Annotated in this window: 19 protein-coding genes; 2 read left to right on the top strand and 17 right to left on the bottom strand. The window is 40.2% G+C overall.

Going from position 1 to position 22,011, the window contains the following annotated elements:
• Positions 1-92 precede the first annotated feature (92 nt).
• The gene (pheS, locus tag IA57_RS05765; protein ID WP_036120482.1) at positions 93-1,112 is read right to left on the bottom strand and encodes a phenylalanine--tRNA ligase subunit alpha; all 1,020 of its coding nucleotides are present in this window, start codon (positions 1,110-1,112) and stop codon (positions 93-95) included.
• A 94-nt stretch (positions 1,113-1,206) separates the two neighbouring features.
• The gene (locus tag IA57_RS05760; protein ID WP_036121357.1) at positions 1,207-1,563 is read right to left on the bottom strand and encodes a hypothetical protein; all 357 of its coding nucleotides are present in this window, start codon (positions 1,561-1,563) and stop codon (positions 1,207-1,209) included.
• A gap of 50 nt (positions 1,564-1,613) precedes the next feature.
• Here IA57_RS05760 and IA57_RS05755 point away from each other — a divergent pair, with 50 nt between their 5' ends.
• Positions 1,614-2,153 (top strand): CvpA family protein, encoded by a 540-nt coding sequence (locus IA57_RS05755; protein ID WP_036120481.1) that lies wholly within the window; start codon positions 1,614-1,616, stop codon positions 2,151-2,153.
• A gap of 68 nt (positions 2,154-2,221) precedes the next feature.
• Here the strand turns inward: IA57_RS05755 and IA57_RS05750 are convergent, their stop codons facing one another.
• From IA57_RS05750 to IA57_RS05685, 14 genes are all read right to left on the bottom strand, one after another.
• Positions 2,222-2,851, bottom strand: a complete 630-nt coding sequence (locus IA57_RS05750) for a carbonic anhydrase family protein (protein WP_036120480.1) — start codon at positions 2,849-2,851, stop codon at positions 2,222-2,224.
• A 14-nt stretch (positions 2,852-2,865) separates the two neighbouring features.
• Positions 2,866-4,731, bottom strand: a complete 1,866-nt coding sequence (locus IA57_RS05745) for a SulP family inorganic anion transporter (RefSeq protein ID WP_036120477.1) — start codon at positions 4,729-4,731, stop codon at positions 2,866-2,868.
• 174 nt (positions 4,732-4,905) lie between these two features.
• On the bottom strand, positions 4,906-5,724 hold the full coding sequence (locus tag IA57_RS05740; RefSeq protein ID WP_036120474.1) for a universal stress protein: 819 nt from the start codon (positions 5,722-5,724) through the stop codon (positions 4,906-4,908).
• A gap of 5 nt (positions 5,725-5,729) precedes the next feature.
• Positions 5,730-7,322, bottom strand: a complete 1,593-nt coding sequence (locus IA57_RS05735) for a SulP family inorganic anion transporter (protein WP_036120473.1) — start codon at positions 7,320-7,322, stop codon at positions 5,730-5,732.
• A 66-nt stretch (positions 7,323-7,388) separates the two neighbouring features.
• Complete coding sequence (locus IA57_RS05730; protein WP_036120471.1) at positions 7,389-7,682, bottom strand: hypothetical protein; 294 nt, start codon at positions 7,680-7,682, stop codon at positions 7,389-7,391.
• Between the two features lie 66 nt (positions 7,683-7,748).
• On the bottom strand, positions 7,749-8,498 hold the full coding sequence (locus IA57_RS05725) for an SH3 domain-containing protein (RefSeq protein ID WP_036120469.1): 750 nt from the start codon (positions 8,496-8,498) through the stop codon (positions 7,749-7,751).
• 1 nt (position 8,499) lies between these two features.
• Complete coding sequence (locus IA57_RS05720; protein ID WP_036120468.1) at positions 8,500-10,269, bottom strand: BatD family protein; 1,770 nt, start codon at positions 10,267-10,269, stop codon at positions 8,500-8,502.
• 31 nt (positions 10,270-10,300) lie between these two features.
• The gene (locus tag IA57_RS05715; RefSeq protein ID WP_036121355.1) at positions 10,301-11,155 is read right to left on the bottom strand and encodes a tetratricopeptide repeat protein; all 855 of its coding nucleotides are present in this window, start codon (positions 11,153-11,155) and stop codon (positions 10,301-10,303) included.
• Between the two features lie 126 nt (positions 11,156-11,281).
• On the bottom strand, positions 11,282-12,325 hold the full coding sequence (locus IA57_RS05710) for a vWA domain-containing protein (RefSeq protein ID WP_036120465.1): 1,044 nt from the start codon (positions 12,323-12,325) through the stop codon (positions 11,282-11,284).
• 10 nt (positions 12,326-12,335) lie between these two features.
• On the bottom strand, positions 12,336-13,340 hold the full coding sequence (locus IA57_RS05705) for a vWA domain-containing protein (protein ID WP_036120463.1): 1,005 nt from the start codon (positions 13,338-13,340) through the stop codon (positions 12,336-12,338).
• Complete coding sequence (locus IA57_RS05700; RefSeq protein WP_036120460.1) at positions 13,340-15,049, bottom strand: hypothetical protein; 1,710 nt, start codon at positions 15,047-15,049, stop codon at positions 13,340-13,342. The genes IA57_RS05705 and IA57_RS05700 overlap by 1 nt, the downstream gene beginning before the upstream one ends.
• A 15-nt stretch (positions 15,050-15,064) precedes the next feature.
• Positions 15,065-15,931, bottom strand: a complete 867-nt coding sequence (locus tag IA57_RS05695) for a DUF58 domain-containing protein (protein WP_036120457.1) — start codon at positions 15,929-15,931, stop codon at positions 15,065-15,067.
• A gap of 108 nt (positions 15,932-16,039) precedes the next feature.
• The gene (locus IA57_RS05690; protein ID WP_036120454.1) at positions 16,040-17,044 is read right to left on the bottom strand and encodes an AAA family ATPase; all 1,005 of its coding nucleotides are present in this window, start codon (positions 17,042-17,044) and stop codon (positions 16,040-16,042) included.
• A gap of 151 nt (positions 17,045-17,195) precedes the next feature.
• Positions 17,196-18,266 (bottom strand): DUF4382 domain-containing protein, encoded by a 1,071-nt coding sequence (locus IA57_RS05685; RefSeq protein WP_036121352.1) that lies wholly within the window; start codon positions 18,264-18,266, stop codon positions 17,196-17,198.
• A 181-nt stretch (positions 18,267-18,447) separates the two neighbouring features.
• On the opposite strand from IA57_RS05685, the gene IA57_RS05680 reads away from it, so the two are divergent.
• Complete coding sequence (locus IA57_RS05680) at positions 18,448-19,587, top strand: ATP-binding protein (RefSeq protein ID WP_036120452.1); 1,140 nt, start codon at positions 18,448-18,450, stop codon at positions 19,585-19,587.
• Between the two features lie 223 nt (positions 19,588-19,810).
• Here IA57_RS05680 and IA57_RS05675 read toward each other — a convergent pair whose 3' ends face one another.
• On the bottom strand, positions 19,811-21,961 hold the full coding sequence (locus tag IA57_RS05675; RefSeq protein WP_036120449.1) for a prolyl oligopeptidase family serine peptidase: 2,151 nt from the start codon (positions 21,959-21,961) through the stop codon (positions 19,811-19,813).
• Between the last annotated feature and the right edge of the window lie 50 nt (positions 21,962-22,011).

Below are 22,011 nucleotides of genomic sequence, written 5' to 3'. Positions count from 1 at the left end.
ACTTTTATGAAAAAACAAAATACTGGTTTTCCAAATAAAAAAACCCGTTGAAAATTGTTTTTCAACGGGTTAACATATTTATATACCATGTATTAAAGCGCCGATTTAAACTGCTCTAAAAACCGCACATCGTTTTCACTTAATAAGCGAATATCTCCTATTTGGTGTAATAACATGGCAATACGATCGATTCCCATACCAAAGGCAAAGCCCGAGTATTTTTTGGAGTCTATCCCGCAGTTATCCAACACATTGGGATCTACCATACCACAGCCCATAATTTCTAACCAACCGGTACCTTTTGTAATGCGGTAATCTATTTCGGTCTCTAAGCCCCAATACACATCTACCTCGGCACTAGGCTCTGTAAATGGGAAATACGATGGGCGTAGCCGTATTTTACTTTTCCCAAACATTTCGGTAGTGAAATACTGTAGGGTTTGCTTTAAATCGGCAAAGCTTACATCTTTATCAATATACAAACCTTCTACTTGATGGAAGAAACAGTGCGAACGCGCCGAAATGGCTTCGTTTCTGTACACGCGTCCTGGTGAAATCGTTCGAATGGGCGGCTTGTTGTTTTCCATATAACGCACCTGTACCGAACTGGTATGCGTACGCAACAAGATATCTGGATTGGTTTGAATAAAAAAGGTATCCTGCATGTCGCGTGCCGGGTGATATTCTGGCAAGTTTAACGCGGTAAAGTTGTGCCAATCGTCTTCAATTTCTGGTCCTTCGCTTACGTTAAAACCAATGCGGGAAAAAATATCGATGATTTGATTTTTTACGATTGAAATAGGATGGCGCGCACCAATTTCTATGGGTTCGCCAGGTCTAGACAAATCGCCATAAAGGCCTTTACGATCTTCTTTGCTTTCCAGCTCTTCCTTTAGGGCGTTAACTTTTTCCTGTACCGTGTTTTTTAAGGTATTAATCGTTTGCCCAAACTCCTTTTTCTGGTCGTTTGCTACATTTTTAAACTCGGCAAAGTAGGTGTTTAACAAGCCTTTTTTTCCAAGGTATTTAATACGAAACTCTTCTACCTCTTCTTTAGATTTTGCTGTAAACGCCTCGGCTTCAACAATAAGCTCTTTTATTTTATCTATCATGATATTGTAATAATGGCTGCAAATTTAACGATTTTACCCCAACTGCGTTAGGGATTACCCATACATATTATAAAAAATGGGCTACGTCTTACTGTTATTGTATGTAATTGGCTTCTAGAAAATAGTTAACAATGGCCTCTTTCATAAGCACACTTTGTTCGCCTGCTTTTAAGTGAGGCAGCTGTTCCTTGACCTTGTAGTGTGGCCACCCATCATCATCAAAATAATCAAACTCGTAATAGCCATAGGGTTCCAATAGTCTGCAAATGGCTATATGCATTAAATCTAGTTTGTGGTCTTTTTTAAATCGCCGGTGCAACTGTCCAAGCTCTTGCACCCCTATTAAGTATATTACTGCATCGAGATCTAGTGTGTCGCCATCGGCAAATTGTGTAGATAGCTTGCTTACCACCAGTTCCCATCGTTCTTTTAATTGCTCGTCTCTTGCCATAATCATTTTAAAGTTGCAAAGTTAGTTTATATTTACAGAAATATTACATTATGAGCGGTATTGATATTGTTTTGGCAGCTTTAATTTTATTTGGGCTGGTTCGCGGGTTTATGAAAGGGCTTTTTGTTGAAGTGGCTTCGCTAGTGGCTTTGGTTGCCGGTGTTTATGGTGCCATACACTTTAGCAATTATGCAGGCGATTTTTTACAAGCTAAAGTTGATTGGGACGACAAGGTAATTAGTGCCACTGCTTTTGCCATAACCTTTGTTATTATTGTTCTAGCCATTGCCCTAGCCGGAAAAGCCTTAACCAAATTGGCCAATTTTGCTGCTTTGGGCATTATTAATAAACTTCTAGGGGGTGTTTTTGGCGGACTTAAAATAGCCCTGATCTTAAGTGTTCTATTGGTGGTGTTTGATAGGATGAATAAAACCATTCCGTTTGCCAATGAGGAAAGCTTAGGCGAATCGCTTTTATACCAGCCGGTAAAAGCTTTGGCTCCCACAATATTTCCCAGTATTTTAAATACAGATGTTCCTTTAGAAGAACAGGATCAAGACGAACTTCCAGAACAACAACCCACTACATAACAATAAAGCCGCTTTGTAACAAAGCGGCTTTTATATGGCAACACCTTTTTAAGGTGCTTTAGAATTTTTTACTCGTAAAAAGTAACCCCACCAGTATTAATGTCGTACATGGCACCTATAATCATGATTTCGCCATTTTTCGCCATTTCCGAAAGGATAGGGCTTTCTTGGTGAATGCGATCTAGGGTTAATTCGACATTCTTTTTGGCTACCGAATCTACAAATTCCAAATTTTTAGATGTTCTTTGGCTTTCGTCTTTTGGTAGGTCTGTTGCATTTACGGCTGGGGTTATTTTTTCGATTAACTTGGTTAAATTCCCCATTTCGGCGTGGTCGCAAGCCCCTTTTATGGCGCCGCAGCTGGTATGCCCCAATACAACTATTAGCTTTGTGCCCGCTAGTTTACAGGCAAACTCCATGCTTCCTAAAATGTCTTCATTAACAAAATTTCCGGCAATACGAACACTAAATATGTCTCCTAACCCTTGGTCGAAAACCAGCTCGGCCGATACGCGAGAGTCTATACAACTTAAAATGGTTGCAAAAGGAAATTGCCCATCGCTAGTATCGTTTACTTGTTCTAATAAATTTCTATTTGCTTTTAGGTTGCTTTGAAACCTCACGTTTCCTTCCTTTAAAAATTGCAACGACTTTTCTGGTGTCATGGTTGCTTGTGATTCTTTTGTATGTGCTTTCATTATCTTAGTATTTTTTAATATTTATTTTCTACGTTATTTTTTATCCATTGTGTACACGCTTTAAATGTCTTAAAGATATGCTCTTCTGAAATTAAATCGGGAATAATGTCTATGCGTTCCATCATATACCTAGGTTGTTTTAATAAATCGACAAACAGCACCCTTACTTTGTTTTTACGAAGCTCTTGGAGCACGTCTTCCATAGCGTACAGTCCCGACTGGTCCATATATTGCATGCGCCCCAATCTGATGACAACCGTTGATGCCGTACTTGGTATCTGGTCTGCCAAACTTTGAAAGTCGCTTGTGGTTCCAAAGAACAATGGCCCTTTTAGGTGCTTGATAAAGACTTCTTCCTTAAGCGATACAGGGAAATCCTTCTCGTCGTCCCAAGCTTTTTCGTTGGCCAGAGCTTTAACATCTGAACGCTGTGCCGTAAGGTCGCCAATTTTTTTCATAAACATTAGCGAAGCAATAACCAAGCCTATTCCTACGGCATAAACCAAGTTCCAGAACGTTGATAAGGCCAATACAATTAGCATGATAATAACTTCTGAACTTACTTTTAACGGTCCTAATTTAACATCTTTTGGTAAACTTGGTATGGCTTTTAAGCCTTTATAGTCCATAACACCAATACCAACGGTTATTAAAATCCCGGCCAATACGGCTGCTGGAATTTGGGAAGCTATAGGCCCCAATGCCAACAATACCACTAAAAGCAACACGCCAGCAATCATACCAGACAATCTGGTTTTTCCTCCCGATTGAATGTTAACCACCGTTCTTATGGTTGCTCCTGCGCCCGGAATACCGCCAAAAATAGCAGCTATGCTATTCCCTATACCCTGCCCCATCAATTCCTTGTTGGGCTTGTGCTTGGTTTTGGTCATGTTATCGGCCACGACACTTGTTAACAACGAGTCGATTGCCCCTAACAAGGCTAGGGTTAATGCCGTAAACACATAAGGTGTAATGCTGCTTAGTTGAAACTCGGTAAAAATGGCCAAATTAGGAACAGGAAAACCGCTAGGAATTTCTTCAATTCGCCTATAGTCTAGCCCTAGCGCTACCGCCAAACCAGACATAACCAATAGGGCAACCAATGTACTAGGCACCGCCGTGGTTATGCGCTTAAAACCATAAATAATGATAATGGTTCCTAAAGCCAACATTAACTCTAACCAACTAATATTGCCTAAGGCCTTACCCAAAACTTTAAACGTCCCTAAAACCCCTGAGGCCTCTTTGGCTGCTAAGGTTTTAGCTTCTTTCATAATATCGTCTTGCGTAACCTGTTCGGCTCTGGAAATGGTTTCTTTAAAGTCTTCCAGCACCAAAATGCCCTCTCCGGCTTCTTCTTTCAAGATATTCTCTAGAATAACCTCTTCGGCTTGCGGCTTAAAGGTGTTTACAAATTCTAAATCCTCCTTTGGGTAATACCCTACTGCCGGAAGAATTTGTGTTATTAGAATAATAACCCCAATAGCGGTCATAAATCCCGAAACAACGGGGTAAGGAATGTATCTAATATACTTACCAAGTCCTAAAACACCTAAGCCAATTTGCATTAACCCAGCTAATAGAAAAACAGTTAAAATGGCTGGCAAGGCTTTGGTTACATCGCCATCGTTGGCAGCAATAATTCCTGCAATAACCACCATACTAACCGCGGTCATGGGTGCTGTGGGCCCCGAAATTTGCGTGTTGGTGCCTCCAAACAAAGCTGCAAAAAAGCTAATAAAAATAGCTCCGTACAAACCTGCCGTAGCGCCTAGCCCAGAAGACACCCCAAATGCCAAGGCCAATGGCAATGCTACGATACCCGCCGTAATGCCGCCAAAGGCATCACCTTTTAAATTTGAAAAGAATTTGCTCATATTAATCTGTTATATTAAGTTCGACTTACTTTATCACTTTATTTACAATTTTGCCCCAAGGCATTATCCTGTAAATAATTTATCTCAGTTTACTTATCTATTAGGCTACCTTATCTTAAAGGCAAGACCTAATACAATTTGTTTAAAGCGCTGGCTACACCCGTTATTTTAAAATCATGTTATAGCATAATTTTCGGTACCCGATACCAACAACGGTACATTTATGGTTTTTAATAGCTCTTGCAATTGAACACGTCCCTTTTTAGCCCCTTGTTTATGCTCTTCTCGATCTGCATACAAAAGGTCTACCTTACTTTTCAGTAAATATTTCGATATGCTTTTTATTGTGTGATCGTTTTCTTCAAACGCAAATTCAACGGCATCGTTATGGCTATAAAGCGCTGCTTTATTGTCTGCTTCATTTTTATCAAGAACATTAAACAGCCTAAGTGGTTGTTGCGAATAGCTGATTAAATCTTGGGCAAACGGCACCTTAAGTCCTGATGTTTTCCCGTTAAACACGCCCAAATGCAAGGTTTTTTTAGGCGCTAAGGCCGCATGGCCAGCAATTAAAATGGCGCCCTTGTGGTTTTTTAACACAAACTTGGTTACTTGATCGCCTATCGGATTAAATGGGCGCTGCTTTTGCTTTCCCAAAACAATCACATCTGGTTGCTGTGTTTTTATATAATTGCCTATTTCTGTTTTTACATGACCAATGGCATACCTATAATTCACAGGTATTTTGTATTGCTTGAACAACGTACTTGTTACTGCCTGCAATTGTTTGTCTATATCTGTTTGCTCTGAATGGATGGTACGCATGGCTGCCAACTGGTTGTCTTGTTTAACAACCTCTGTTGGTTTTTTTACACACAACAACTCCACATCGCCAGAAATTATATTTGCTAGGCCCAAGGCGCTTTTTAAAATGGCCTCTGTGGCATCTTTTAAGTCTGTGAGCACTAAAATTTTATATCTCTTGTGTCCCATAGCGATTAGCTTAAACTTAAATTAGACTTTGGCCGTTCGTTAAAGAACCTAATAAAACTAGACGGGTTTTCTACCACCCCTCTTTTAGACACCAGCTTTATGTCTATATTGCGCTCTTCGGCCTTATGCAGAAAATCCTCCAATATTTCAATAATATCGTTGTCCAGATAGCGAGTTTTAATCAGGTTAATCTCTAAATAGGTGTCCCTTGGCAAACTATCCAATTCTTTAAGGATGGCGCCTTTGTTAAAAAAGGTTACCTCTTCGGCAAGCGTCATTTTTATTCTGTGCTTGCCATTACTTTTATCTTCAATATGAAGAAAATGAGAGTTTTGGTAACTTTTTAAGAGTATCACAACAATACCTACGGCAAGCCCTAGGCTTATTCCCATTAACAAATCGGTAAATACAATACCAAACACTGTAACAAAAAATGGCACGGACTGTTTCCACCCCATTTTGTACATGTCCTTAAACAAGGCTGGCTTGGCCAGTTTGTAGCCAACCACCAATAAAATGGCTGCCAATACCGAAAGTGGAATCATATTAAGTAACCTCGGGATTAAGATGACCGATATGAGCAATAAAAACCCGTGTATAATGGTAGACATTTTCGATTTTCCTCCAGACTGCACATTGGCAGAACTTCTTACAATAACCTGTGTAACAGGCAACCCCCCAATTAGTCCAGAAACAATATTACCGGTACCCTGTGCCAGTAACTCCCTATTGGTTGGGGTCACGTTTTTATCTGGATCTATTTTATCTGAAGCCTCTACACACAACAGAGTCTCTAAACTAGCCACCAAAGCAATGGTAAATGCGGTAACCCAAATGTCTGCTTGGGTGATGGCTGCAAAATTTGGAAAGCTAAACTGGTTAAAGAACGATGCTGCATCTTCTGGTATGGGCACACTTACCAAGTGGCTCCCAGAAATGGAAAGCACCGTTGAAGCCCCTGTTAAATTGAAAAAAATAATACCTAAGACCACAGCTACCAAAGGCCCCTGTACCAATTGGAATATTTTCCCCTTTTTACTTAGCACCTTGTCCCAAAGGATTAAAATGGCCAAGCTTACAATACCTATTAAAGCGGCTCCTGGATGAATGTTATTAATAATCTGAAAAATTTCTGAAAACGTGGTACCGCCATCTAATTCGAAGAACTCCAAATCCCAAGCCGATGCTTCATCGTACCCAAAAAAATTGGGGATTTGTTTTAAGATAATAATCACCCCAATACCGGTAAGCATGCCTTTAATTACCGATGAAGGAAAATAATACCCAATAATTCCGGCCTTAAGAACCCCGAAAATTAATTGGATAACCCCAGCCAAAACTACGGCCACCAAAAAGTTTTGGTATCCTCCTAAAGCGCCAATAGCAGTTAAAACAATGGCTGCCAATCCTGCAGCCGGACCGCTTACTCCTATTTTAGAGCCACTTAGCCCCCCTACTACAATTCCGCCGACAATCCCGGCAATTAATCCTGAAAATAATGGTGCGCCACTAGCTAGTGCAATACCCAAACATAAGGGCAAAGCCACAAAAAACACGACAATACTAGCGGGCAAGTCGTTTTTTATGTATTTAAACATATTATAAAGTTTATAAATTTTAAAAATAAGACTCCCCCAAATGAAGATTTGGGAATTAAAAACCTGTTATAATATGTCTTGTTCGGGAGGTGGAGAAAGATTTTCTAAACTTAAGTTTGAATAATGGTTTAAATAAAAATCTGAGATTTTATTAGATTGTTTTTGCCCTAAAGACTGCATAAAGCCATCTGCATTGTAATTTTCTATATGCTTAATTTCGTTAGGGTTGTTCTCCTCCTCACTAACACTGTAAAAGAAGGAAACATCGTAAGAATCGTCTACAATAGATATAACCGTTGGCGCCAGCAAAAACATGGCGAAAATAAATAGGAAAAATGTATTAATAATACGCTTGGGCATAGTTTATTGTAATCGGTGGCAAATATACAGCATCCACCTTAAAGTTACGTTAAATAAACTTTAAAACTATAATGCCTTTAAATCCTGCGAAGGAACCCACCCTGTTTTGCCGTCTGAGAGCTTAATTTGCTTCCATTCGTTAACCGTATCCAGAATTTGAACCTTGGTGCCCTCGTGAAGTTTAAAAGCCTCTACACTGCGTAAATTGGGCTCGCTTTTTACTTGGGTTTCTTGGGCAAAGATAATTGCCGGTTTGTTGTTTTGGTCTAAGTTATATTTATGAAAAGCGAAAGCAAGTGCAGTTACCGATAACGCTAAAAACAACAGGCCCAGAACAAAGGCCAGACGCTTTCTGGCTGTTGCTGTGTTAAAGTAATACAACAAATATGCAATAACAAACACCAGCATGGTTCCTATAGACAAATACGCCCAACCATCAAAACCAAAGGTATTGGTAACCGCTTTTAAAAACCGTGTTAAACCAACCTCCGGAATCACATCAATAGCATCTATGGTCATGTTCTTGGCAAATGCCATATTGTTTTTAATAGCCTTGTCGTTTGGTGCCAATCGCAGCGCTTTTTCGTAATTATAAATACTAGGAGCTATATGGTTTAGTTTGTAATGGGCATTGGCGAGGTTAAAATACAGCTCGGCCGAATGTTTTCCACTTTCCAGCACCTTTTCATACCTAGTAATGGCCTCGGCGTACTTTCCTTGGTTATACAGCTCATTGCCTTGATCGAACCACTGCTGGTTTTGCGAAACCCCCATTGCCACTACAAAAAACATCAGGTAAAATAAAATCCTCTTCATCTTATTTGGCTTGTTTATCGATTAACGAAATGGTTTTGGCAGCCTTGTCGTAATCTTGTTGCATGGCCACATTGCTAAAAGGGGTATAGCGCGCCAATTCACAATTTTCCAGCAGGTCTAAAAACTCGCCCACTACAGCATGATCCACCTGTTTTGAAAGGAGCAAGGCTTTAATTTTGTCTTTACTAAAATCGCTTGTTTCTATATGTAATTTTGCTTTCAAATAATTGTGAAGCGCTTTCTCTAGAGCCACATAAAAGGCTTCTTTTTGCCCTAGTGTTTTCTTGGCTTCACCTAAATATTTTTTCGCCAATTTATCGGCTTTTCTAATCTTATTCCCAAACACATCGGCATCGCGTTTTTCTTTTTCCCTACGAAAAACCATGGCTAACGGTATGGCTAATAATGGTGCCAATAGCGATGTCCAAAAACCAACCGATTTAAAGAAAGGCTCTGGTTTTACCGAAGTAAACCGCGTTTCGGTTTTTACAAAAGCAAACTGGTCGTTACTCATAATAACCTTTTGTTTGCTGTTTGGTGCGGCTGCTATATTATCGTTAGACGAGGCATTGGTTGGGCCTTCTAAAACATCAATTACAATACTGTTGGAGTTTAGGCTCTTGTAGGTTTCTGTTTTAGGATCGAAATAAGAAAACGACACGTCTGGTATGGGGTATTTCCCTTTATACTGCGGCACAACGGTATACGTATCGGCTATTTGGCCTTGCATGCCATTTAAATTGGTGCGTATGTTTTCGGTGTGTTCTGGCTCGTAAATTTCTAAGGAGCTCGGCACAGAGACTTTTGGCAATTCGAACAGTTTAAGGTTGCCATTTCCTGAGACCTCAATTTTTAATTGTAAGGATTCTGACGCTTTAAGTTGTTCTTTTGATGTGGTTACGGCAAAATCAAAATCACCAACTGCTCCCGTAAAATCGGCTGGTTTTCCTGCTTCTGGGAGCGGTTTTACATGAATGGTCCTGCTGCCTGCCGAAATGGTTCTGTGGGCTTGTGTCATTAAACGCCCGCCAAAAATATCACGCCTATTGGTGGGGACCTCAACCGTTACGTTTAAACTTAGGGGCTCTATTTCCAGTTTTCCTGTTTTTTGTGGATACAGCACCGTTTTACGCAAAACCACATAGCGGTAATCCTCGCCCTTGTACTGTCCGTTCTGAATTTTAAGGCCCTTAATATCGATGTTCTGACTCCAAAAATCACTATATTTTGGACTGTCTACTTCACGCCAATTGCTAACGCCCGTATTGGGACTAACATAAAGTTTGTAAACCACCGTTATGGCTTCATTTAGGTAAGGCTTGGTTTTAGACACCTCGGCAACCAAATGAATGTTCTCCGATGCAATATAATCGGCATTATTACCATCTGTAGGTTTGTCTACTGCTTTGGTAACCACAATAGCTATTGGTGTTGTTTTATAGATTTCGCCCTTAATTTCTATGGTAGCTTGCTGAATTGTAAACGTTCCCTGACGTTTTGGGGCTAAAAAATAGCTGTAAGTTTTAGAGAATGAACGCTTGCCATTTACCCAAGAATGACTTACCGATTGATTGGGGCCTCCCACAATCGTAAAGTTTTGAAAACTTGGCGGATTAAAATTATCGCCGTCTTGGTTCATTTCAAAATCTACACGCAGGCGCTCGTTTACGCCCAACTTTTTCTTGCTCACCTTAGCTTCAAATTTAACTTGCGCATAAGTAAAGCTAGATAGCAGTATGAATAATATAAATATGTTCTCTTTTAATCTCATATTTTAACGAAAGACCATTATCGATTAATTTTTACCAATCTTTATCTGTCTGTACTTTTATGCCTTTTTGTTTTTCGGCATTCATTTTTTCTTGCACCTTTTGCTCTTGGTTGTTCATCGCCTCTAAAAGGTTTTTTACTTGTTGTGGCGATAGTTGTCCTTGCTTAGGCTTTGGCTGTTGTTGCTGGGTGTTATCTTGATTTTTTTCCTGATCGTTCTTTTGGTCTTGATTATCGTCTTTAGGCTGCCCGTCTTCGTCCTTTTCATCTTCGCCTTCCTTTTCGTCTTGATCGCCTTTATCTTCGTTATCTTTATTTTGGTCGTCCTGGCTTTCTTCGTTTTCTTTGTTTTCTTCTTTTTGCTCCTGACTTTCGTCTTGGTTCTCCTGATCTTGGTTATCCTGATTTTGGTCGTTTTCTTGTTTTTGCTGCTCTGCGCATGCTTTTGCCAAAGCAAAATTATAACGGGTTTCATGGTCGGCAGGATTGTTACGCAACGCATTTTTATAAGCTTCTACGGCTTCCTGGCAACGCTTATTTTTATACAGTATGTTGCCTATGTTGTGATAGGCCTTGTGCTTTTCTTCTTTTGTAGTCGCTCCTTTTGCAGCCTGCTCTAGGCGGTACAAAGCTTCGTCCAGACTTCCTTTTTTATAATACGAGGTGCCTAAATTATAAGCTCCTACGGTATGGTTTGGTTGCTCTGAAATGGCTTTTCGGTATTCCATTTCGGCAGATACATAATCGTCTTGCCCCAACATTTCGTTGGCTTCATACACCAAACCATTGGCTTTTTTAAGAGCCTGTTCCTGCGCTTTATCGGCAGCATCTTGCCCCCACACCAATGAGGTTATACAAAGCAATGCTATAGAGAATATCTGTTTCATTTTATTTTTAAACAGCGTTTTTGATGGGTGTTTTTTCAAAACCAATTGGTTTTAGCTTTTAGCCCCTAATTTATAAAGCATTTCGCGTTTTATGAGTTAAATGTTTTATAAAATTAAAGCGTGACATTATAGGTTTTCGTTAAATAGGTTAAGCTTTTTAAGCCAGGCCGTTTTACGTTCTAAAAGAAAAATATCGATAAATAGTAAAAACACGGCACAGGCTAAAAACCACTGAAATTGGTCTTTAAAATCGGCAAATTCCTTGGCCTCGAACTCGGTTTTATCCATTTTGTTTAAAATATCGCGGATGTTATCGACAACCTCTTGGGTGTTTTGACCATTTATGTATACGCCATTGGCCGCTGTGGCAATGGCTTTAAGGGTTTCCTCATCAAGTTTGGTGATAACCGTTTCGCCTTGGTTGTCTTTTTTATAATTTAAAACCACACCGTTTCTCTTTATAGGAATTGGCCCGCCTTTTACGGCACCAACGCCTATGGTAAAAATACGAATGCCTTCGTTGCTGGCTTCTTCTGCAATATCTGTAGCCACTTGAGAGTGGTCCTCGCCGTCTGAAATAATGATTAAAACGCGGTTGGTTTGTTCTTCATTATCAAAATAGGTTTTGGCCAGCTCTATCGCCTCGCTAATGGCTGTACCCTGCGATGAGAGCATGTCGGTGTTCATGTTCTGAAGGAACATTTTTGCCGCCGCATAATCGGTTGTAATGGGCAACTGCGGAAAGGCCTTACCGGCATAGGCAATAATGCCCAAGCGATCGCTTGCCAAGTTGTTAATGATTTGCGTAACCAATTGCTTTGATTTCTCTAAGCGGTTTGGTGCAATGTCCTCTGCCAGCATACTTTTAGAGACGTCTACGGCAAATACAATATCGACTCCTTCTCGTTTTACAGTTTCTAATTTGGTGCCTACTTTGGGGTTTACCAAAGCCAATACCAAACAGGCTATGGCCAAACACCAAACAACCAGCTTTAATACTGCCTTAAATAAAGATTGGTTGGGGCTTAAACGCTTTAAGAGCACTTTGTTGGCAAACCGCTTTTGAGCCCTTTTTTTCCAAAACTGAAGCACCAAAAACATAAGTACAACCACCGGAATAACCAGCAATGCCCAAAACCATATTTTTTCTTCTAATTGAAAATAATCCATCATAAATCCATCAAATAAAACTCCTAAAAACGGTATGTCTTAACAACACTTCAAACAATAACATTAGCCCTGCTAGTAGGACCAGTGGACGAAATTTTTCTTCGTAATTATAATATTTAAACTCTTCGATCTCTGTTTTTTCCAATTTGTTGATTTCATCGTAGATCTCTGCCAATTTTTGGTTGTTGGTCGCTCTAAAATAACGGCCGCCAGTAACTTGGGCAATGTCTTTCAGCAAATCTTCATCAATCTCAACCTGAACACGTCCATATTGAAAATTGCCATTAGGCAAAATGGCGACAGGCGATAGCGCCATACCATTTGTGCCAAGGCCTATGGTATAGGTTTTAATACCATATTCTACAGCCAGTTCGCTAGCTATTTTAGGGTCGATAAAACCCGAGTTGTTTACCCCATCGGTTAGTAGAATAATAACCTTGCTTATGGCCTTGCTATCCTTAAGGCGGTTAACAGCTGTGGCCAGCCCCATGCCTATGGCGGTCCCGCCTTCAATAATGTTGTTGTATTTTATATCTTCTAAGGAACGTAGCACAATGGCTTTATCGCTGGTTATTGGTGTTTTTGTATAACTTTCGCCCGCATACTCCACCAACCCAATACGGTCGTTTGGGCGTCCTTTTATAAACTCCGCAGCCACATCTTTTAAGGCTTCCAATCGGTTGGGACGCAAATCTTTTGCCAACATACTTGCCGATACGTCTATAGCCATAACGATATCAATCCCCTTAGTGGTTTTTGTTTTTGTAGAAACATCTACGGTACGAGGTCTGGCCAAAGCGGTAATTAGTAACGCCAAAGCCCCTAAACGCAAGGCGAACAGCAAATGCTTTAGCATGGGTAACCAAGACCTTGTTGCTTTAAACCCTTTTAGGCTAGACATTTTTAATTCGGCCGTTTGTTGGTTGCGCTTATACACATACCAAGCTATTGCTACCGGCAGCAACAGCAACAGCCAAAAGAACTCCTTATTTAAAAATTCGATCCCTTCTAACATTATTCTGTTTCGGTTTTTTCGGGCTGTAACTCCACCGAGTTTATAATTCTTTCTACCATTTCATCTGCATAAGCATCGTTTTGCGGCCAGGTTACAATAATTTGCTGTAAGACGTTTTGCGATGTAAAATGCAGCATGGTATAATTGGCAGCGATGTAATTTTCTGTTTGCAAAATGGGCACGCTCATGGTTCCGTGAGTTTTTAGTCCTTCGGCACCGTTAGGCGTGGTAAACTTATCGCGTTTTACAAAAATGTTGGTCATGCCCTTTTGCTCCATTTCCTTAATAACACTTTCTGTTACCATATTCAGATCTATTTCTGGGGCTTGCTGCTGGGCTTGATTTTGCTGGGGTTGTGGTGACTGTTGTGGTTGGTTATAAACCGATGTCGCAACGGTTACACTAAACATATCCAACATGGTGCCGTAACTAAACCCAATGGAGCTGCTTTGTTGCTTTACCTGTTCGGGAACCGGAAGCTCGATGCGTTTTAACACTTTTGGGGTTGAAATGGTAATTGGCGGCACCCCATAATCGCTAGTTACCCAATGACCCTCCAGCAATTCTTTGCTTTCGTGGCCTATAATGGTATCCTTAACATAGCCAAAGCCATATTTTACGCCAAAGCCCACAAATGTTGCCAGCAATAAAAACACGCCTATGGCAACTGTAATCCATATTTTTTGACGTTTCTTTTTTTCCTCTTGGGCTGCTTTATATCTTTCATCCAACAGTTTTTCTTCTTCTGATGGTTCTGGCAAAGCTTCTTTTACATGATCGATTTCCTGATCGATGGTTTGCCTATCCAGTTCGGCCAAAGCCGTATCTGGGGCAGACTTAGCAAATTTTACCAAATCGGCACGGCGTAAAATGGCCTCTAGTTTTTGAATATCGTCTTTACTAATATCAATTTGATTGCCTTCTTTAAGCAAGTTTAATCGTGATATCAATTCATCGGTTGTGCTTTCCAACGCCCGGTCGTATACTTTTTCGTCGAGATACCTTCTAATAATGAAGGTTAATTCTGAGTAATACTCCTTTAATTTTGAATGTTGTAAATAGTGGCTTTCATCCAGCTGCTTTAAGGCTGCTTTAGCCTTATCGTAAGGAGGTAACAAGGCCATTTTTTCGTCTTCGGTTAATGGCTTTTTACGCCATACAAACCAATACAATACAAATGCAACAACCAATAAAACCGCAAGCCCTACAAGGGCTGTTTTCCACCAATTACTAGCTGGTTTTTCTACATTTATCAGCGGTTTAATATCGTACATGCCTTGTTTGGTGGTATCGACTTGTACGGGGTTTACCCTTACGCGAAGCGAATCGGTTAAAAAGGTTTTGTCGCCTATAAGTATTTTTTGTCTTGGAATGGTGTATGCCCCCGAATCGAATTGGGTTAAACCGTATTTTTTAATGAGTTGAAGCTTGGCGTCTTGCTTGGTGGTATCAATTTTATACGATTCAATCATTTCCAATGGCGCAAAGGTTTGGCCTTCTGGAAAGATGACCAAATCGGTAGAATCTACTTCAACTTCTATTTTATAGGTTATTTGTTCGCCAATTTTTATGGCCGTAGAATCGATAGACGATGTTACTTGGGCATAGGAGCACAGCGAACAGAGGGCGAAAAACACAAACAAGCCGTTTATGGCTTGGCGCTTAAGGCTTGAAGTGGTTTTGTTCTTATATCGAAAATCGTTAATCATAACTCTAAACTCCTTTTATCCGCGTCTTTTAAAATACCCCAAGAGTTTTTTTACGTAGCTTTCATCGGTTCTACAGGCCAAACTTCCAGCCCCCGCTTTTGTAAAGCTGTCCTTAAAATAATCGACCCGCTCTTGGTAAAATGCCCCGTAATTGCGGCGTACTTTTTTCGATGCTGTATTCACTAAAAGCAACTCGCCTGTTTCTTCGTCTTGCATTTGTACCATGCCCAGATTTGGGATTTGCGCCTCGTGCTTGTCGTACACGCGAATGCCTGTAACATCGTGCCTTCCAGAAGCAATTTTTAAGGTGTGTTGGTACTGGTCGGTAATAAAATCGCTTAGTACAAACACAATGGCTTTCTTTTTCATGACGTTAGACAAAAACTTCAGGGCTTCGGTAATGTTGGTTTGTTTGCTTTTGGGTTCAAACTCTATAAGCTCCCTAATAATTCGCAAAACGTGCGAACGTCCTTTTTTAGGTGGAATGTACAGCTCAACATCATCTGAAAATAAAATAAGACCAATTTTATCGTTGTTTTGCGTCGCAGAAAATGCTAGTGTTGCGGCTATTTCGGTAACAATTTCACTTTTGAATTGCTGCTCGGTACCAAAAAACTCCGAACCAGACACATCGACCATAAGCATCATGGTAAGCTCGCGCTCTTCTTCAAACACCTTTACGTAGGGCTCGTTGTAACGCGCGGTAACGTTCCAATCGATGTTTCTTACATCGTCTCCAAATTGATATTGGCGCACTTCGGAAAATGTCATACCACGCCCTTTGAAGGTAGAATGGTATTCGCCCCCAAAAATATGATCGGACAACCGGCGTGTCTTGATCTCTATTTTACGTACTTTTTTGAGTAATTCCTTAGTATCCATTTTTTTTAGTATGCAGTGTTCAGTATGCAGTAAGCAGTCCTAAAATAGCATCCAGTAATTAGTTTTCAGTTTTACACTGAAGACTGACGACTGAATACTGCCAACTAATTAAGGTACTTCAATCTCGTTAACGATTTTGTTGATGATGTCTTCTGAAGTGACATTTTCGGCCTCGGCCTCGTAAGTAATGCCTATTCTATGGCGTAACACATCGTGAACTACTGCGCGCACATCTTCTGGAATAACATACCCACGACGCTTAATAAAGGCGTAGCATTTAGCGGCATTGGCCAAATTAATACTACCACGCGGCGATGCCCCAAAGGAAATTAACGGTTTTAAATGGTCTAATTTATATTGTTCTGGGTAACGTGTTGCGAAAATAATGTCCAGGATGTAGGTTTCAATCTTTTCGTCCATGTAAACCTCACGAACGGCTTGTTGTGCCTTTAATATTTGTTCTATAGACACGACAGGGTTTACTTTTTCGAAAGCCCCTTTTAGGTTGGCTCTAATAATAAGTTGTTCTTCGGCTTGCTTGGGGTAATCTATAACCGTTTTTAACATAAAACGGTCTACCTGTGCTTCTGGTAACGGGTAGGTTCCTTCTTGCTCTACAGGGTTTTGTGTGGCCATAACCAAAAACGGCTTGTCCAACACAAAGGTTTCGTCGCCAATAGTTACTTGCTTTTCCTGCATGGCCTCTAGCAATGCCGATTGTACTTTTGCCGGTGCTCTGTTAATCTCATCGGCCAGCACAAAATTGGCGAAAATAGGGCCTTTTTTTATGGAGAAATCGTTCTCTTTAATGTTGTAGATTAATGTTCCAACCACATCGGCTGGCAACAAATCTGGTGTAAATTGTATTCTACTAAAACTGCCATCGACCGCCTGCGACAAGGTGTTTATGGCCAGTGTTTTTGCTAGTCCCGGAACGCCTTCCAACAGGATATGCCCTTGCCCTAACAAACCGATAAGCAACCGTTCGACCATGTGTTTTTGACCAACGATAACTTTATTCATTTCTCTGGTAAGTAAATCAACAAAAGCACTCTCTCGCTCAATTTTCTCGTTAATTGCTTTAATATCAATTGTACTTGTTTCTTCTATCATTATTATAGGATTTTAAAAGCTCGAATATAGTTTCCTTATTTGAGTGATGCAAATTGTTAATTTTTTTTCTGCACCGCTGTTAATAATTGGTTAAAAAACAAAAGAGCAGCGCAAATGCGCTGCTCTTTAACAAAAATTTATAGTGGATGACTTACTCTAGGGTAATTTCTCCTAAATCGGCGGTCATGTCTGCTACCACCTCAACATCTGGAACAACCAGTTCTGTTAATCCAGTACCTTCTTCCGGTGTGATGGTTACAGCATAAATGCCTACAGGAATATCTGCTAATAAGAACGCCCCTGTTTCATCGGTTGTGGCTTCAACCATTTCGCCGTTCACCTCTACAGCAGCGGTTGCTACTACACCTTCATTTAAAATGGTTCCTGTAATGGCTCCAACAACGGGTACTTCAAGAAGTTCTATGGTTCCTATATTGGTTATTTGGCCGTTTACCACTTCTACATTTTCTACCATGGCTACGGCATATCCAGACTCGGGATCTGGTGTAATGGTTACGGTATGCACGCCAGCAGGAACGCCGTTTAGTACAAATGCACCGTTTTCATCGACATAGGCTGTAATATCGCCATCTGGTGTTGTAACAGCAGCTTGTACTTGAAAGTCGAATGGTGTTACTACACCTTCTATTTTTCCTGAAGATACTTCGGCTGTTGCACGAATAACTGGCTTTAAGTTGATGTTTCCTGAGTTTCCGGCAATTACGATAGACTCGTCTACATCAAAATCTAAAACATAATCGTAGGTAAATCCTGGTTCTAGAGTTTGGTTCACCTGAATTTTTAATCCAGACTGTTGTGCACTAGGCGTGTTTAGAGGGTGTGTTTCGCCATCGATAACCACAGAGTTATCTTCGCCTAGCACCAATCTAATTTGGTTTAACGTTCCCGAAGGAATTTGAAAGTCGTCTGCCAATAGCACATTAACGCCTCCTGTTAATTCTAATAAATCGTATACTCCAGTGTTAATTGGGTCTAGGCTTATCCAGCCTTCTTCGCCTTCACTGTTATCGTTCACCTTAACCATAACGTCTACCACCTCGACAAAAACATTGTCGAAATCGCCTGGATCATCAACAAGTTTTACCGAGATAAAAGACTTGCCCTCTGCTTGAGGTGTATCGTTATTATCTTCAGTACAGTTGAACAGTGTTAAGGCTAATAGTGAAAGAAAAGTTAGTTTTAACTGCTTAAAAGCTTTCATAAATTCTAAGGTTTTTTTGTTTTCTATTATCATATACGAAGCAAAACGGCTTTTGGATGACATTATTCACAAAAGATTTCCCTAGTCTGTATTTTTAAGTATCTTTTGGGAACAAAAAACGTTACAATACATTTTTGCATTTAGAGCGCTATTTGTGCAGAAATTTAAAGGCCTTCTAACCATGATTAACAAACGCCTGCTTATAAAAAACTTGCTAGCTCATAACGATGAGAATAGTTTTTATGACAAAAAGCGCAAAATTGATATCGGCCAAAAAGAGGGCAAAGCTAAGTTTTTAAAGCATATTTGCGCACTCTCTAACAGCAACCCCAACAACAACTCGTATATTGTTATTGGTGTAGACGATGCGGACAATGCCATTATCGGTGTCGATTTTTTTGACGATAGTAAAATCCAAAACCTCATTAATGCGTACTTAACCAACCCACCCATTGTTCAATACGAGAACATTCCTTTTCCACATTTACCCGACGACAAGGTTGTGGGTCTGGTAACCATTAGACCCAAAGGCGATAACACCATAACATCGCTTCGGAAAAACATTTGGAAATATTACGGTGGCTCGGTGTTTTTTAGAGATGGTAGCATGAGCATGCCTAAAGTGTTCGATATAGAAATTAAGGACACCAACTCCAGCCTTGTTTCGCAAATAGAGCAACACGCCCAAAACAACATTGAACACACCTTAGATGGGGTTTTCGATTTTATGAAAGCCCGAGAGGATTTTAACCCACAATACAAGGTTTTTAAAGAGTATTTTGTTGTGTGCTGGGCCGGACTGAAAAAAGTGGTAAAAGATGACGTCTTCTTTTCCAGAGTAGACATTAAGCTTATTAACGAACAGGTTAGGCTTTTTTATTCCAACCTAGACGAAGTCGCTATTTCATATGATGATGATACGTTTAAAATTATTGAATATGTGAGTCTAGGGCTTCAAAATTCTTACAAATACTACCCTTTAGAAGAGACCATTTTTTGTTTTGAAGACAACGGGTCGTATCATATAAACAGCCAACTGCTCTTTCAGCCCCCACAATACGATAAAAAAGTACTGCACCACATATACAACACCAACAATGCCATATTGGAAAAGCTTAAAAAAGGCATTTCTCTTACCAAAACCGACCAAATTGACATTAAAAACTTACCTGCTACTTATTTAATTTGCTATTTAAACCTTTTTCATGAGGCCATAGACAAGCTTCACCAAGCAAAACCCTACCTTAAAGCTTATAACGAAAGTGTCTATTCAGCATACAAAGATACCTTAAGAATTTTACGAAAAGTTAAGTATAGCTAGCTATGCATCAGTTTTTTATACCATTTTTTATGCCTTTCATAGGATTTATTTTACAAGCCCAGCTTTTTTTCACATCTTAGTAAGGCTATTAATTATATATTATATTCATAAACCTGCTTCTCCCGGCAAAGTTTCGGCATTGAAGCAGGTTTATACATTATATACCATAAAAAAACGCTTTGGGTTTCTCCAAAGCGTTTTTTTATGTCTTAAAGATGTTTGTTTATTTTTTTAGCTCGGCTTTTCCCGGCAACACCTTATAGCCCATATTGTAAAGGGTAAACCCATAAATATCGGCCCACTCCTGTATGATCATGCTAACAGGTTTTCCTGCGCCATGCCCGGCATTAACATCAATTCTAATTAAAGTTGGGTTAGGCCCAGATTGTTTGTCCTGCAAAGCAGCAGCAAACTTAAAACTGTGCGCCGGAACCACGCGATCGTCGTGATCGGCTGTCGTAATCATGGTTGCAGGGTAAGACGTTCCTTGGGTTACATTATGTACCGGAGAATATGCTTTTAAGTAATCGAACATCTCTTTACTATCTTCTGCCGTACCGTAATCGTAGGCCCACCCGGCACCAGCGGTAAAGGTGTGATAACGCAACATATCCAACACACCAACTCCTGGCAGAGCTACTTTAAACAAGTCTGGACGTTGGGTCATTGTTGCACCAACTAAAAGCCCGCCATTCGATCGGCCAGAAATGGCCAAGTAATCTGAAGCTGTATAATTATTAGCAATTAAATATTCTGCAGCAGCAATAAAATCGTCAAACACATTTTGTTTTTGCTGTTGTGTTCCTGCTTTATGCCACTCTTTTCCGTATTCTCCGCCACCGCGCAGGTTAGGCACAGCATAAATACCACCTTGCTCTAACCAAACCGCATTGGTAACACTAAAGGAAGGTGTTAAACTAATGTTGAACCCACCATAACCATATAAAATGGTTGGGTTTTTACCATTGCGCTCCAAGCCTTTCTTATAAGTAACCATCATAGGAACCTTGGTCCCATCTTTAGAAGTGTAGAACACCTGCTCGCTTACATAATCCTCTGGATTGAAGTTGATGTTTGGCGCCCAATACAATTCAGAATCTCCTGTTTCGGCATTGAACTTATAAATGCTTGATGGCGTGTTGTAATTGGTATAAGAATAATACAATTCTGTTTGGTCTTTTTTACCCGAAATAGCGCTCGAGCTTCCCAATCCTGGCAGTTTAAGCTCTCTAACCAACTCGCCATCGTAAGTGTATTGTTTTACTTGCGAAAGGGCATCAACCATGTATTCTGCAAAGAAGTACCCGCCCCCTTTTGAGATGGACAACACATGCTTGGTTTCTGGAATAACATCTTCCCAATGCTCGGGTGTAGGATTGCTAGCATCTACTTTTACCACACGCCCATTAGGGGCTTCTAAGTTAGTAAATAGGTAAAGGGTGTCGCCATTATTTTCAATAATATTGGTATCGGAATTTGTATGCTCAATAACCGCTACTAAAGGCGCTTGTTCCTTGGTTAAATCTTTAATGAACATTTTATTTCCCGAGGTAGACACTCTTGGTGTTAAAACCAAGTATTTTTCGTCTGGCGATACTTCGGCGTAGATGTAGCGGTGTTTTTCTTCATCGGTATGGCCGTACACCTTTAAATCGTCTTTTTGAGACGTTCCTAATTTGTGGTAGTACACCTTGTGCTGGTCTGTTTTTGCTGAAAGTTCACTACCGCTAGGCTTATCGTAGCTTGAATAGTAAAGTCCTTCGTTACCTTTCCAAGAGAGTTTTGTAAATTTCACATCATAAAGCGTATCGCCTAGTTGTGTGTTGGTTTCGGTATCGATTATAACCACTTTTCTCCAATCACTTCCGCCTTCAGAAATGGTATATGCGGCTAAGCTGCCGTCTTTAGAGAAGTTAATTTCCGATAAGGACGAAGTACCGTCCTTAGAAAACGTATTGGGATCTAAAAATACGGTATCGGTACCATCGGCTTGCTTTTTATATAGCACACTGTGGTTTTGCACCCCATCATTTTTATAAAAGTATATCGATTCCCCTTCTTTAAACGGTGCTCCTACACGCTCGTAATTCCATAAGTCCTTAAGCTGGCTTTTTAGGGCATCTCGATAAGGAATTTGGTTTAAAAACTCTTGGGTCACTTCGTTTTGTGCAGCTACCCAGGCGCCAGTTTCTTCGCTTCGGTCGTCTTCTAACCAGCGGTAAGGATCTTTAATTTTGGTGCCAAAATACGTATCTACCGTATCGACTTTTTTTGTTTCTGGGTATATCATGGCTGCTTCGGTTGTTTCTTTTTGCGCGTCTTTACATCCCAACAGAGCGGCAAAACCTAAAAGGGGCATTACATACTTTTTCATCATATTTATGCTAATTGATATTAAACAAAGAAGGTTCATATAAATCGCTA

The sequence above is a fragment of the Mangrovimonas yunxiaonensis genome (assembly GCF_000733475.1).
GTDB classification, from domain to species: Bacteria; Bacteroidota; Bacteroidia; order Flavobacteriales; family Flavobacteriaceae; genus Mangrovimonas; species Mangrovimonas yunxiaonensis.
Note: the sequence above shows the minus strand (reverse complement) of the source record. Positions and strands in the feature narration are given on the sequence as shown.

Excerpts from the sequence above, each read along its gene's own strand:
- IA57_RS05705 (WP_036120463.1), bottom strand. The coding sequence starts at position 13,340 with ATGTTAGAAGGGATCGAATTTTTAAATAAGGAGTTCTTTTGGCTGTTG.
- IA57_RS05725 (WP_036120469.1), bottom strand. The coding sequence starts at position 8,498 with ATGAAGAGGATTTTATTTTACCTGATGTTTTTTGTAGTGGCAATGGGG.
- IA57_RS05675 (WP_036120449.1), bottom strand. The coding sequence starts at position 21,961 with ATGAAAAAGTATGTAATGCCCCTTTTAGGTTTTGCCGCTCTGTTGGGA.
- IA57_RS05750 (WP_036120480.1), bottom strand. The coding sequence starts at position 2,851 with ATGAAAGCACATACAAAAGAATCACAAGCAACCATGACACCAGAAAAG.
- IA57_RS05740 (WP_036120474.1), bottom strand. The coding sequence starts at position 5,724 with ATGGGACACAAGAGATATAAAATTTTAGTGCTCACAGACTTAAAAGAT.
- IA57_RS05715 (WP_036121355.1), bottom strand. The coding sequence starts at position 11,155 with ATGAAACAGATATTCTCTATAGCATTGCTTTGTATAACCTCATTGGTG.
- IA57_RS05730 (WP_036120471.1), bottom strand. The coding sequence starts at position 7,682 with ATGCCCAAGCGTATTATTAATACATTTTTCCTATTTATTTTCGCCATG.
- IA57_RS05760 (WP_036121357.1), bottom strand. The coding sequence starts at position 1,563 with ATGGCAAGAGACGAGCAATTAAAAGAACGATGGGAACTGGTGGTAAGC.
- IA57_RS05735 (WP_036120473.1), bottom strand. The coding sequence starts at position 7,322 with ATGTTTAAATACATAAAAAACGACTTGCCCGCTAGTATTGTCGTGTTT.
- IA57_RS05695 (WP_036120457.1), bottom strand. The coding sequence starts at position 15,931 with ATGGATACTAAGGAATTACTCAAAAAAGTACGTAAAATAGAGATCAAG.
- IA57_RS05680 (WP_036120452.1), top strand. The coding sequence starts at position 18,448 with ATGATTAACAAACGCCTGCTTATAAAAAACTTGCTAGCTCATAACGAT.
- IA57_RS05685 (WP_036121352.1), bottom strand. The coding sequence starts at position 18,266 with ATGAAAGCTTTTAAGCAGTTAAAACTAACTTTTCTTTCACTATTAGCC.
- IA57_RS05720 (WP_036120468.1), bottom strand. The coding sequence starts at position 10,269 with ATGAGATTAAAAGAGAACATATTTATATTATTCATACTGCTATCTAGC.
- IA57_RS05745 (WP_036120477.1), bottom strand. The coding sequence starts at position 4,731 with ATGAGCAAATTCTTTTCAAATTTAAAAGGTGATGCCTTTGGCGGCATT.
- pheS (WP_036120482.1), bottom strand. The coding sequence starts at position 1,112 with ATGATAGATAAAATAAAAGAGCTTATTGTTGAAGCCGAGGCGTTTACA.
- IA57_RS05690 (WP_036120454.1), bottom strand. The coding sequence starts at position 17,044 with ATGATAGAAGAAACAAGTACAATTGATATTAAAGCAATTAACGAGAAA.
- IA57_RS05710 (WP_036120465.1), bottom strand. The coding sequence starts at position 12,325 with ATGGATTATTTTCAATTAGAAGAAAAAATATGGTTTTGGGCATTGCTG.
- IA57_RS05755 (WP_036120481.1), top strand. The coding sequence starts at position 1,614 with ATGAGCGGTATTGATATTGTTTTGGCAGCTTTAATTTTATTTGGGCTG.
- IA57_RS05700 (WP_036120460.1), bottom strand. The coding sequence starts at position 15,049 with ATGATTAACGATTTTCGATATAAGAACAAAACCACTTCAAGCCTTAAG.